General features: G+C 65.3%; 11 protein-coding genes. All 11 read left to right on the forward strand.

From position 1 onward, the window contains the following. Nucleotides 1–143: 143 nt before the first annotated feature. On the forward strand, nt 144–1,331 hold the full coding sequence (argJ, locus tag AC56PL_RS08540; RefSeq protein WP_497153597.1) for a bifunctional glutamate N-acetyltransferase/amino-acid acetyltransferase ArgJ: 1,188 nt from the start codon (nt 144–146) through the stop codon (nt 1,329–1,331). Then, nucleotides 1,328–2,260, forward strand: coding sequence for an acetylglutamate kinase (gene argB, locus AC56PL_RS08545; RefSeq protein WP_497153531.1), 933 nt, complete (start codon nt 1,328–1,330; stop codon nt 2,258–2,260). Before argJ ends, argB begins: the two co-directional genes overlap by 4 nt. Further along, a complete protein-coding gene (locus AC56PL_RS08550; protein ID WP_497153532.1) occupies nt 2,260–3,477 on the forward strand; it encodes an acetylornithine transaminase in 1,218 nt (405 codons plus the stop codon). Before argB ends, AC56PL_RS08550 begins: the two co-directional genes overlap by 1 nt. Further along, nucleotides 3,474–4,397 (forward strand): ornithine carbamoyltransferase, encoded by a 924-nt coding sequence (argF, locus tag AC56PL_RS08555; RefSeq protein WP_495515916.1) that lies wholly within the window; start codon nt 3,474–3,476, stop codon nt 4,395–4,397. Before AC56PL_RS08550 ends, argF begins: the two co-directional genes overlap by 4 nt. After that, entirely contained in the window at nt 4,394–4,864 is a 471-nt protein-coding gene (locus tag AC56PL_RS08560; RefSeq protein WP_497153533.1) for an arginine repressor, read from the forward strand. The genes argF and AC56PL_RS08560 overlap by 4 nt, the downstream gene beginning before the upstream one ends. Before the next feature lie 88 nt (nt 4,865–4,952). Further along, nucleotides 4,953–6,152, forward strand: a complete 1,200-nt coding sequence (locus tag AC56PL_RS08565) for an argininosuccinate synthase (RefSeq protein WP_482141923.1) — start codon at nt 4,953–4,955, stop codon at nt 6,150–6,152. Beyond that, nucleotides 6,153–7,574, forward strand: a complete 1,422-nt coding sequence (gene argH, locus AC56PL_RS08570) for an argininosuccinate lyase (RefSeq protein WP_497153534.1) — start codon at nt 6,153–6,155, stop codon at nt 7,572–7,574. It abuts the gene before it with no gap. A gap of 110 nt (nt 7,575–7,684) precedes the next feature. Further along, nucleotides 7,685–10,651, forward strand: coding sequence for an AMP-binding protein (locus tag AC56PL_RS08575; RefSeq protein ID WP_497153535.1), 2,967 nt, complete (start codon nt 7,685–7,687; stop codon nt 10,649–10,651). 4 nt (nt 10,652–10,655) lie between these two features. Next, a complete protein-coding gene (locus AC56PL_RS08580; RefSeq protein WP_495515920.1) occupies nt 10,656–10,895 on the forward strand; it encodes a Trm112 family protein in 240 nt (79 codons plus the stop codon). Nucleotides 10,896–10,899: 4 nt separating this feature from the next. Continuing rightward, the gene (locus tag AC56PL_RS08585; RefSeq protein WP_495515921.1) at nt 10,900–11,574 is read left to right on the forward strand and encodes a DNA-3-methyladenine glycosylase; all 675 of its coding nucleotides are present in this window, start codon (nt 10,900–10,902) and stop codon (nt 11,572–11,574) included. Beyond that, the gene (tyrS, locus tag AC56PL_RS08590; RefSeq protein ID WP_497153536.1) at nt 11,571–12,857 is read left to right on the forward strand and encodes a tyrosine--tRNA ligase; all 1,287 of its coding nucleotides are present in this window, start codon (nt 11,571–11,573) and stop codon (nt 12,855–12,857) included. Before AC56PL_RS08585 ends, tyrS begins: the two co-directional genes overlap by 4 nt. The last annotated feature ends 483 nt before the right edge of the window (nt 12,858–13,340 follow it).

The raw sequence follows: 13,340 nt of genomic DNA on the forward strand, positions 1-13,340 counted from the left end.
ACAACGGCAGTGGCGATGTGGCCGCAAACGGGGGCGATGTGGCCGCAAGCGGGGGCGATGTGGCCGCAAGCGGGGCAGATGGAATCGGTGACAAGGTGGTGGATGTGACCGCGAACTGGCGCGAGGTCGACGGCGGACACCGCATGACCCACCTGCAGGGTGTGACCGCACCGCTGGGGTTCCGGGCCGCGGGCATCAAGGCCGGGATCAAGGCGAGCGGCAGGGAAGACCTGGCACTCGTGTTCAACGAAGGCCCCGACTACGCGGCGGCCGGAGTGTTCACCTCCAACAAGGTCAAGGCTGCCCCCGTGTTGTGGAGCCAGCAGGTCCTGAGCACCGGACGGCTGCGCGCGGTCATCCTCAACTCCGGCGGGGCAAATGCCTGCACGGGTCCGGGCGGATTCCAGGACGCCCACGCCACGGCCGAGGCGACCGCAGCGGCGATCAGCGACTGGGGTACCGAGACCGGTGCCATCGAAGTTGCGATCTGTTCAACGGGTTTGATCGGCGATCGCCTTCCGATGGACAAGGTGCTCGCCGGGGTCACCGAGATCGTCCACGAGATGGGCGGCGGCCTGACCGGCGGCACCGATGCCGCATACGCGATCATGACCACCGACACCGTGCCCAAACAAGCGGCCTTCCACCACACTGATGGCTGGAATGTCGGCGGTATGGCCAAGGGTGCGGGAATGATGGCGCCGTCGCTGGCCACGATGCTCTGTGTGATCACCACTGACGCCGCGGTATCGGCCGCGCAGCTGGACGAAGCGCTGCGGGCGGCCACCGCGCTGACGTTCGACCGGCTCGACGTCGACGGTTCGTGTTCCACCAATGACACTGTGCTGCTGCTGAGTTCGGGCGCCAGCGAGAAGACGCCGGATCAGTCCGCGCTCAACGAGGCCGTCCGGTTGGTCTGTGATGACCTGGCCACACAGATGCAGGCCGATGCCGAAGGTGTCACCAAGCGGATTGTGGTGACCGTGACCGGTGCAGCGCACGACGCGGATGCGCTGGCCGCCGCTCGCACCATCGCACGAGACAGCCTGGTCAAGACGGCGCTGTTCGGTTCGGATCCCAACTGGGGCCGGGTGCTGGCCGCGGTCGGCATGGCTCCGGTCGAACTGGATCCCGATCGGATCTCGGTGCGGTTCAACAACTATCCGGTCTGCGAGAACGGTATGGGCGTGGAAGGCGCGCGCGACGCCGACCTCTCCGGCATCGACATCGACCTCACCGTCGACCTCGGCATCGGTTCGGGGACGGCGTTCATCCGGACCACCGATCTCTCCCACGCCTATGTCGAAGAGAACTCGGCCTATTCGTCATGACGGAGACGCTCAGCGCCCTGGACAAGGCGCACGTGCTCGGTGAGGCGCTGCCCTGGCTGAAGCGGTTCGCCGGCAAGATCATCGTCGTCAAGTACGGCGGCAACGCGATGGTCGACGAAGACCTCAAGGCGGCGTTTGCCGAGGACATGGTGTTCCTGCGTACCTGCGGGATTCATCCCGTCGTGGTGCACGGTGGCGGTCCGCAGATCTCGGCGATGCTCGCCCGGCTCGGCATGACCGGCGAATTCAAGGGCGGCTTCCGGGTGACCACACCCGAGGTGATGGACGTTGCACGGATGGTCCTGTTCGGGCAGGTCGGTCGAGAACTCGTCGGCCTGATCAACGCACACGGACCGTTTGCGGTCGGGATCTCGGGTGAAGACGCCCACCTGTTCACCGCCACCAGGCGTTCTGTGATGGTCGACGGCGAGGCGACGGACATCGGTCTCGTCGGCGATGTCACCACGGTGAACCCGGGCGCGGTCACCGATCTCATTGCGGCCGGACGTATTCCGGTTGTCTCGACGATCGCGCCGGACGCCGACGGCGTGGTCCACAACATCAACGCAGACACCGCGGCGGCAGCGCTGGCCCAGGCGCTCGGTGCCGAGAAGCTCGTCGTACTCACGGACGTCGAGGGCCTGTATACGAACTGGCCCGATCGCGGATCACTGGTGTCGGAGATCGATACGACCGCATTGGCCGAATTGCTGCCGACCCTGGATGCCGGGATGGTGCCGAAGATGGAGGCCTGCCTGCGCGCGGTGGCCGGGGGAGTCCCTCGCGCACACGTGATCGACGGCCGCACACCGCATTCGACACTGCTCGAACTGTTCACCAGCGAAGGCAACGGCACCATGGTCGTGCCCGACGCCGACCATGCGGTCCCGGACGCCTACGACCGGCAGCCACCTATCGAGGACAAATAATGACCAAGCAAGCCGATTCCAGTCAACAGGCCGATCCGACCGTCGCACTGCAGGAGCGGTGGACGGCGTCGATGATGAACAACTACGGCACCCCGAAGGTGGCGCTGCGCTCGGGTAAGGGCGCGGTTGTGACCGGTGTCGATGGTCGCGAGTACCTCGACCTCCTCGGCGGCATCGCGGTGAACATCCTCGGGCATGGCAATCCGGCGATCATCGATGCGGTCACCGAGCAGCTCTCCACGCTCGGGCACACATCGAATCTCTACGTCACCGAACCGGTCATCAAGCTGGCCGAGTCTCTCTTGTCTCGGTGGGGCGTAGAAGGCAAGGCGTTCTTCTGCAACTCCGGCGCCGAGGCCAACGAGGCTGCGTTCAAGATCGCACGTCTGACCGGCCGGCCGGAGATCATCGCCGCCGAGAAGGCTTTTCACGGCCGGACCATGGGCGCGCTCGCGATGACGGGCCAGCCTGCCAAGCGGGCGCCCTTCGAACCGATGCCCGCCGGCGTGCGCCACGTTCCGTACGGCGACCTCGAGGCCATGAAGGCCGCGATCGGCCCGCAGACCGCAGCGGTCATCCTTGAACCCATCATGGGGGAGAGCGGTGTGATCGTGCCGCCGGTGGATTACCTGGCCGCGGTCCGGGCGTTGACCGTCGAGCACGGCGCGCTCCTGATCTTCGATGAGGTCCAGACCGGAATCGCCCGTACCGGAACGTTTTATGCGCATCAGGCGTCGGGAGTCACCCCGGACGTGATGACGTTGGCCAAGGGGCTCGGCGGGGGTCTGCCGATCGGTGCTGTCCTGGCCACCGGCGCTGCTGCCGACCTGTTCCAGCCGGGGCAACACGGGACCACGTTCGGGGGCAACCCGGTGTGCGCCGCGGCGGCTCTGGCCGTGCTCGAACAGGTCGACACCCTCGATCTGACCAATCATGCTGCGCGGCTTGGCAAACACATCACGTCGTCGATCGAAGAACTCGGTCACCCGCTGATCGACCACTCGCGTGGGTCGGGCCTGCTGATCGGAATCGTGCTGACCGAGCCCCTCGCCCCGGCCGTCGAGGCGGTGGCGCGCGAGCGTGGCTACCTCATCAACGCGCCGGGTCCAGACGTGTTGCGGCTGGCACCGCCGCTGATCCTCACCGAGGCGCAGGCCACGGGATTCGTGAACGATCTCCCGGGGATACTCGACGCCGCGAAAGGAGCCGCGTCATGACGCGCCACTTCCTGCGCGACGATGACCTGTCGCCCGCCGAGCAGGCGCGCGTGCTCGAACTCGCCGCCGAGCTGAAGCGGGATCCCTTCTCCCACAAGCCGCTTGCCGGACCCAAAGGTGTCGGGGTCATCTTCGACAAGAACTCCACCCGCACCCGGTTCTCGTTCGAGGTCGGCATCGCACAACTCGGCGGTCACGCCGTCGTCGTCGATGGCAAGGCCACTCAGCTCGGCCGAGAAGAGACCCTCGCCGACACCGGCCGGGTGCTGTCCCGGTACGTCGAGGCCGTGGTCTGGCGCACCTATGGTCAGGACCGGCTCGAGGAGATGGCTTCGGCGGCGACGATCCCGATCGTCAATGCGCTCTCCGACGACTTCCATCCCTGCCAGGTGCTCGCCGATCTGCAGACGATCGCCGAGCAGAAGGGATCCCTTGCGGGGCTGACCCTGACGTACCTCGGTGACGGTGCCAACAACATGGCCCATTCGCTGATGCTCGGTGGCGCGACCGCGGGCATGCACATCCGGGTCAGCGCCCCTGAGGGATTCACCCCCGATGCGAAGTTTGTCGGCTACGCCACCGAGCGCGCCGAACTGACAGGTGGCAGCGTCTCAGTCATCGCTGATCCGCGCGAGGCCGCGGCCGGGGCCGATGTGCTGGTCACCGACACGTGGACCTCGATGGGCCAGGAGAGCGACGGAAAAGACCGGGTGGCACCGTTCTGGCCGTACCAGATCAACGCCGAACTGGTTGCGCTCGCGGATTCCGAGGCCATCGTCATGCACTGCCTGCCCGCTCATCGCGGAGAAGAGATCACCGACGAGGTCCTCGACGGCCCGCGCAGTGTGGTCTACGACGAGGCCGAAAACCGTTTGCACGCACAGAAGGCGGTGCTCTTGTGGCTTCTGGAACAGCAGTGACCACCCGGGCAGCTCGTCATGCCCGGATCGTGGCCCTGCTGTCCGGTGCCCAGGTGCACAGCCAGACCGAGTTGCAGACACTGTTGGCAGACGACGGCATCGAGGCCACCCAGGCGACATTGTCGCGCGACCTCGACGAACTCGGTGCGGTGAAGCTACGCGGGGCCGACGGTGGATCGGGGATCTACGTCGTGCCGGAGGACGGATCCCCGGTGCGCGGTGTCACCGGCGGCACCGACCGCCTGTCCCGTCTGCTCGGCGATCTGCTCGTCTCGGTCGACTCGAGCGGCGCCATGGCGGTGCTGCGTACCCCGCCGGGTGCGGCGCACTATCTTGCCAGCGCGCTGGACCGCGCAACCCTCCCGGAGGTCGTCGGAACCATTGCCGGAGACGACACATTGTTCGTACTCGCCCGCGAACCTTTGACCGGAGCGGACCTGGCCGAAATGCTGGAGGCGTTGGCATGAGATTCTGACATGCGGCCGTGTACCACCACGCACACGATTTGAATACCCAAGACTTAACTATCACGAACAAACAAGGAGTGACCCCCTCATGGCGGAGCGCGTAATCCTCGCGTACTCGGGCGGCCTGGACACCTCGGTGGCCATCAGCTGGATCGGTAAAGAGACCGGAAAGGAGGTCGTGGCGGTTGCCATCGACCTCGGTCAGGGCGGCGAGGACATGGAGGTGGTTCGTCAGCGAGCCATTGATTGTGGCGCTGTCGAATCGGTGGTGGTCGATGCCCGGGACGAGTTCGCGGACGAGTACTGCCTTCCGACCATCACCAGCAATGCGCTGTACATGGACCGGTACCCGCTGGTCTCGGCGATTTCACGGCCGCTGATCGTCAAGCACCTGGTGACCGCCGCGCGTGATCACGGCGGCACGATCGTCGCCCACGGTTGCACCGGCAAGGGCAACGACCAGGTCCGCTTCGAGGTCGGATTCGCGTCGTTGGCGCCTGAACTCGACGTCATCGCCCCGGTCCGCGACTACGCCTGGACCCGCGAGAAGGCGATCGCGTTTGCCGAGGAGAACGGCATCCCGATCAACGTTTCGAAGAAGTCTCCGTTCTCGATCGACCAGAACGTGTGGGGTCGCGCGGTGGAGACCGGCTTCCTCGAGGATCTGTGGAACGCGCCAACCAAGGACGTCTACTCGTACACCGAGGACCCGACCACCCATTGGCAGGCTCCGGACGAGGTCATCATCAGCTTCGACAAGGGTCGCCCGGTGGCCATCGACGGACGGCCGGTCAGCGTGCTCGAGGCGATCGTCGAACTCAACCGTCGCGCCGGAGCACACGGTGTCGGCCGCCTCGACGTCGTCGAGGACCGGCTTGTCGGCATCAAGAGCCGTGAGATCTACGAGGCACCCGGCGCAATGGTCCTGATCCGCGCGCACGAGGAACTCGAGCACGTCACCCTCGAACGCGAACTGGGTCGCTACAAGCGCCACACCGATCAGAAGTGGGCCGAGCTGGTCTACGACGGTCTGTGGTTCTCGCCGCTGAAGGCTTCGCTCGAAGCGTTTGTCGATCACACCCAGGAGCACGTCTCCGGTGACATCCGGCTCAATCTGCACGGTGGCCACATCGCGGTCACCGGTCGTCGCAGCGGTGAATCGCTGTACGACTTCAACCTCGCCACCTACGACGAGGGCGACACCTTCGATCAGTCGGCCGCCAAGGGATTCGTTCACCTGCACGGGCTGTCCTCGAAGATCGCCGCGAAGCGGGACCTGGGCCTGTAGATGACCCCGTCTTCAGGTTCCGGTACCAACGAGGGTTCGCTGTGGGGCGGTCGGTTCGCATCCGGACCGGCCGACGCCATGGCGGCCCTGAGCAAGTCGACCCACTTCGACTGGGTACTGGCTCCGTACGACATCCGCGCGTCGCAGGCGCACGCCCGGATCCTGCACAAGGCCGGATTGTTGTCGGACGACGACCTGGCAAGCATGCAGGACGGTCTGACCGCGCTGGCCGATGATGTGCGTTCCGGTGCGTTCGGTCCGGCCGAGTCCGATGAGGACGTCCACGGTGCCCTCGAGCGTGGCCTGATCGAGCGTGTCGGTCCCGAGGTCGGCGGACGGCTGCGTGCCGGTCGTTCGCGCAACGATCAGGTGGCAACGCTGTTCCGCATGTGGTTGCGGGACGCGGTCCGTCAGGTCGCCACCGGTGTCCTCGACGTGGTCGATGCGCTGGTCGCCCAGGCGAAGGCCCACCCCGATGCGGTGATGCCGGGCAAGACACATCTGCAGGCAGCGCAGCCGGTCCTGTTGTCCCATCATCTGCTGGCCCACGCGCATCCGCTACTGCGAGATGTCGAGCGCCTCAAGGACTTCGACAAACGTGCAGCGGTCTCGCCGTACGGTTCGGGTGCGTTGGCCGGGTCGTCTCTCGGACTGGATCCGGCCGCGATCGCCGAGGACCTCGGATTCGACAGTGCTGCCGAGAACTCCATCGACGCCACGTCTTCGCGTGACTTCGCGGCGGAGGCAGCGTTCGTGTTCGCGCTCATCGGCGTCGATCTGTCGCGGATGGCTGAAGAGGTGATCCTGTGGAGCACACCGGAGTTCGGCTACATCACCCTCGCCGACGCATGGTCGACCGGTAGCTCGATCATGCCGCAGAAGAAAAACCCGGACGTCTCCGAGCTCACGCGGGGCAAGTCCGGCCGGATGATCGGCAACCTCACCGGATTGCTGGCCACCCTCAAGGCGCAACCGCTCGCGTACAACCGCGACCTGCAAGAGGACAAGGAGCCGGTCTTCGACTCCGTTGCCCAGTTGCAGTTGTTGTTGCCGGCGATCGCAGGTCTGGTGGGCACGCTGACATTCCACGAAGAGCGGATGGCGGAACTCGCGCCTGCCGGATTCACCCTCGCGACCGACATCGCGGAGTGGCTCGTCCGGGCCGGTGTGCCGTTCCGGGTCGCCCACGAAGTGGCCGGTGCCTGCGTGCGGGCCGCCGAGGAACGTGGTGTCGGACTTGCTGATCTGACCGATGAGCAGTTCGCCGCGATCAATCCGGCGCTGACACCTGATGTCCGTGAGGTGCTGACGGTCGCGGGATCGATCGCCTCCCGTGATGCGCTCGGTGGCACGGCCGGAGTCCGGGTGGCGGAGCAGTTGCAGCGTCTCGTCGCCAAGGCTGCGGAGCACCGCAACTTCTGACTTCGGGGGATACTGGGCGCAGGGATGTGTGTCCCGGGGTGGCAGGCGATGACGCCGGGTAATATGTGATGCCAGTCACCTGTTGGTCGTTGTGGTTCTGAGGGGGGTTTGTGCGAGGCGTTCCCAACATCAAGGAATCCCTTGATCGTGTTGTGGCCACGGCGCAGAACGGGCTCGAGGTCATCCGGTACGGCGGTCTCGAGACCGGCACGCGGCCCGCTCCGTTTCGGGTGGAGGAGACGGTCCCGATGTACCGGCTGCGTCGGTACTTCCCTGACGACGTGGCCGCGGGTCCGCCCGTGGTGCTCGTCCCGCCGATGATGGTGTCGGCGAACGTCTATGACGTCACCACCGACAACGGGGCGGTGAGCATCTTGCACCGGGCCGGACTCGACCCCTGGGTGGTCGACTTCGGTTCGCCGGACAAAGTCGCGGGCGGTATGCGCCGCACCCTCGCCGACCACATCGTGTCGATCGACGAGATCATCGACCGGGTGCGTGCGGTGACCGGCAAGGACGTGCATCTCGCCGGGTACTCCCAGGGCGGCATGTTCTGCTACCAGGCTGCGGCCTACCGACGCTCCAAGGGCATCGCGAGCATCGTCACGTACGGCAGCCCGGTGGATGTACTGGGTGCGCTTCCCTTGGGTCTGCCCGCAGCACTGGTGACACCAGGCGCGCAATTCCTCGCCGACAACGTGTTCAACCGCATCGCGATCCCGGGGTGGTTGGCCCGCACCGGCTTTCAACTCGTCGACCCGGTGAAGGCGGCGCGCAGCCGGATCGATTTCCTGCGGCAGCTCCACGACCGGGAAGCCCTGCTGCCACGCGAGGATTCGCGGCGCTTCATCGAGGTCGACGGCTGGGTGGCGTGGTCCGGACCCGCGGTGGCAGACGTGCTGCGCCAGTTCGTGGTCCACAACCGGCTCGTCGGTGGTGGATTCGTGATCAACGATCAGGTGGTCACGCTCGCCGAGATCACCTGCCCGGTGCTTGCGTTCCTTGGCGAGGCCGACGACATCGGACAGCCGGTCGCGGTGCGGGGCATCCTGCGGGCCTCACCGATGGCCCAGGTCTTTGAATCATCCTTACCGGTCGGGCATTTCGGTTTGGTCGTCGGATCGACCGCGGGCTTGCGGACGTGGCCGGGTACCGGGGAATGGATTCGCTGGATCGACGGATCAGGCGAGCAACCGGACACCATCGAGAAGATGCGCGACGATGTCGACCAGCGCGGTGGAACCGGTGTCAGCTTCTCCTCCCGGGTTGCCCACGGACTCGGGTCGGCCGCCGGGATGGGTGCCGACACCGGGCGCGACATTGTCGGCGCCGCCAGATCGGTCGGCCGGACCGCCGATGCGGTGCGTCGTGAATCGTTGCGGGTACTGCCCCGACTGGTGAGGCTCGGTCAGATCCAGTCCCGCACAACCATTTCGCTCGGCAAATTGATGAACGAAAACGCGCGCCGCAACGGCAAACAGGAGCTGTTCCTGTTCGAGGACCGCGTTCTGAGTCATCGGCAGGTCAACGATCGGATCGACAATGTGGTGCGCGGTCTCATCTCGTGTGGGGTCCGACCGGGTGAACATGTCGGAGTACGGATGCCGACCCGCCCCAGTGCGCTGGTGGCCATCGCCGCGCTGTCTCGACTCGGTGCGGTCGCGGTCATGGTGTCGGCGGGGCCGGATCTGAAACTGTCGATGCAGCTGGGGGATTGCTCCCTGGTCCTGACAGACCCGGCCAACCTCGAGCAGGTGGCTGCGGTTGCCGATCGGGTGCTGGTCCTCGGTGGTGGTGATGCGCGGACACTCGCGCAGGCCGACGGCGAGCGCATCATCGACATGGAGCAGATCGATCCGGATTCGGTGGAGGTGCCTTCCTGGTACCGGCCCGATCCCGGGCGCGCAGGCGATCTCGCGTTCGTGCTGTTCAGCAAGAATGGCGAAACCCTCGAGAAGTGGCCGGTGACCAACCATCGGTGGGCGTTGTCGGCGTTCGGTGCTGCCTCTGCGGCCGCGCTCAGTGGCAACGACACCGTGTATTGCCTGACGCCGCTACATCATGCGTCGGGATTGCTGACAGCTCTTGGTGGCACCGTCGTCGGCGGTGCCAGAATCGCCCTGTCCGCCGGTCTCGACCCCGACACGTTCGCCGCAGAGATCTCTCGGTACGGGATCACGGTGGTCTCGTACACGTGGTCGATGCTCCAAGACATCATCGGGGCGGACGACTTCGCGATCAGCAACCACAACACGATCCGGTTGTTCATGGGTTCGGGTATGTCTGCGGGACTGTGGGAGGACGTGAACGAGAAGTTCCCCCGGGCCCGCGTGCTCGAGTTCTTCGCGACCGGTGACGGGTCGGCGATCTTGGCCAATGTGACGGGCACAAAGGTGGGATCGTCGGGCCGTCCGGTGCCGGGTGTCAATGATGTCGCGATCGCCGCATTTGATCTGGCCGAGGGGCGCCTGATCACCGACGAATCCGGCTTCGTTCGTGAGGCCCGGGTCGACGAAGTCGGCGTGATGATGTCAAAAGCCCAGCAGCAGTACGAAGTCGGCGCCACGGTGTTCCGTGATGTGTTCGCGGTGGGCGACCGGTGGCAGCTCTCGGAGCACATGTTCTACCGCGACGCCGACGGCGACTTCTGGTTCATGGGTCACACCAGTGCGGTGGTCGACTCGGCCGATGGATACATCTACCCGCAACCGATCGTGGACGGGCTGTCTCGTCTGGTCCAGGTCAAACATGCGGTCGTCTACAAGGTGGGGGAACCGGGCGACGAGATCGCGATCGCTGCGGTGTCGAAGCAGGATGGGACCGGCTCGCCGACCGGATCGGCCCTGCGACTGGCACTTGCCGGCCTGACGCCTGCGCAGCGGCCGCACATCATCTCGATTCTCGACCACATCGATCTGACCTCCTCGTATCGACCGCAGGCCTCGGTGCTCCAGGCCGCAGGCATACCGGCGGCCGGTGCGTCGGTCTGGTACCGCGATGAGGGAGGCCGATACCGCAGACTCACGAAGGCGATCGCCCACGAACGTGGGTGGGAACCGGGTGCCGGGTACCGTTGACGCCGTGTCACACGAAGCCGGATTGAGTCCCTTGCTGCTGACCTTGCTGGCCTGCCCACAAGATCACGGTCCGTTGCTGGTCATCGGCAACGAGCAGATGTACAACCCACGCCTGCGCCGGGCCTACCGGATCGATGACGGAATCCCGGCTCTGCTGATCGACGACGCCCGTGACGTCGATGACGACGAGCACGAGCAACTCCTGTCTCGCGCGACAGCGACAACCGGCCCCGTCGCCGACTGATCGTTTGTCCGCGCCCGCCCTGTTCGATGTTCGCCGGTTGGCAGCTGCCACGCCGGCGCAGGCCGCACGCCGCCTACTCGGGTCCTATCTCGAGGTCGACGGCCCGGGTGGGACGGTGCGGATGCGCATCGTCGAGGTCGAGGCCTACGGCGGTCCACCGGGCAGCCCGTACCCGGATCCGGCGTCGCACGGCTACCGCGGTCCGACGGACCGTAACGTCGTGATGTTCGGCGAGGCCGGGCACCTATACGTCTACCGCTCGTATGGGATCCACTGGTGCGGCAATATCTCGTACGGCCCGGTCGGGCAGTGCGGTGGTGTGCTGATGCGTGCCGGTGAGATCGCTGCGGGCGTCGAGCTTGCCCGCAGTCGACGGCCGGCTGCGCGCAATGACAACCAATTGGCTTGTGGCCCAGGCAATGTCGGGTCTGCAATGGCGATCGACCGGAGCTTCAACGGTGCTGCGGTCTGCACCGCGGACTCGCCGGTGCGACTGTTTCGCGGACCGCGCATCCCGACATCAGCCGTCGGACACGGCCCTCGGGTCGGGGTGAGCACCGCACAGGATCACCCGTGGCGACTCTGGGATGAACGCAGCCCCGCGGTGTCCAAGTACCGGCGGGCCGCACCCCTCCGGCTGTCGGTACCGGTCGCCGATGGGGGAGGATCGACTACGTGACCGCAGCAAATCTCGTACCGGCAGACATCCTGGAAGAACTGACTTGGCGTGGGCTCATCGCCCAGAGCACGGACCTCGACGAGTTGGGGAAAGTGCTGTCCGAGCTGACCACTCTCTACGCCGGCTTCGATCCCACGGCGCCGAGCCTGCATGCCGGGCACTTGGTGCCACTCCTGACATTGAAGAGGTTCCAACGCGCAGGCCACCGGCCGATCGTGCTGGCAGGCGGGGCCACCGGACTGATCGGTGATCCGCGCGACGTGGGGGAGCGAACCATGCAATCCGCCGAGACCGTCGCCGACTCCGCTCGTCGGATCAGGGGCCAGCTCGAGCGTTTTGTCGATTTTGACGAGTCGCCCCAGGGCGCCGTCGTCGTCAACAACCTGGACTGGACTGGCAAACTCACCGCCGTCGACTTCCTTCGTGACCTGGGCAAACACTTCTCGGTCAACGTGATGCTCGCGCGCGAGACGGTTCGTCGCCGCCTCGAGTCCGACGGCATGAGCTACACCGAGTTCAGCTATATGTTGTTGCAGGCCAACGATTATCTTCAACTTCACCGCGAGTATGGCTGCGCGTTGCAGGTCGGTGGATCGGATCAGTGGGGCAACATCATCGCCGGTGTCGACCTCACCCGGCGGGTGGACGGTCATGCGGTGCACGCGATGACGGTGCCGCTGGTCACCTCGTCGGATGGCAAGAAGTTCGGAAAGTCGACCGGAGGCGGAAGCCTGTGGCTCGACCCGGAGATGACCACGCCGTACGCCTGGTACCAGTACTTCCTGAACACCGCCGACGCCGACGTCATCCGTTACCTGAAGTGGTTCACCTTCCTGGGACGCGAGGAAATCGCAGAACTCGAGCAGGTCACAGCCGATTCGCCGCATCTGCGGGCAGCGCAACGACGGTTGGCTGCGGAGATGACCACCTTGGTGCACGGCCAGGCCAACACCGATGCGGTGGAGACCGCAAGCCAGGCGCTCTTCGGTCGGGCCGAGCTCGACAGTCTCGATGAGGGCACCTTGGCCGCGGCACTGTCCGAGACCACTGTTGCGGAGTTCGATGCCGGCTCGACGCCAACGATCGTCGAGCTACTTGTCGCCAGTGGATTGTCCGAAGGCAACAAGGCCGCGCGACGGACCATCAACGAGGGTGGCGCGTACGTGAACAACGTCAAGATCACCACCGACGACTGGACTCCGGGCGCCGACGATCTGCTCCACGGCGCATGGCTGGTGGTGCGGCGGGGCAAGAAGAATCTGGCCGGCGCCAAGATCGGATGAGTTTTTGCGGAACCCGAAGGATTGCTCGGACGCGAAAACGCTCTGACCAGCCGATTTGACGCACTGCTGACAACCGCGTAACTTTCTTCAAGTCAGCGAGTGAGGCGCCGGAGAGCGAGAGTCCGGAGCGGCCCTAACACCGACAGGAAGTTCTTTTCCTGAAGGAACAACGCAGACCGCCCAAGTGAGAATCAGATCCACCTTCGAGTGGAGCGTTCAAGCGCGGGTGGACCGAGGTTGAGAAATCCGACCGCCGCAAGCTGGTTACCAGCGTGTTGCAGGAGAGTTTCGAAGCTGGTAGGTTGGGAGACCTGCGCCAGACAGAGTCGGGTCGCAGAACTTCTAAGTTATACAACATAAATATCCCTTCCAGGATGGCGCCACAGTGTGTGTGTCGAAGTTGGTTGTGGGTGTGTTCTTTGAGAACTCGATAGTGTGTCGATGGATTGTTAGTGCCAATTTAGGTGCTGTATGTCTGTCACG

It is taken from the genome of Williamsia sp. Y721 (genome assembly GCF_059683565.1).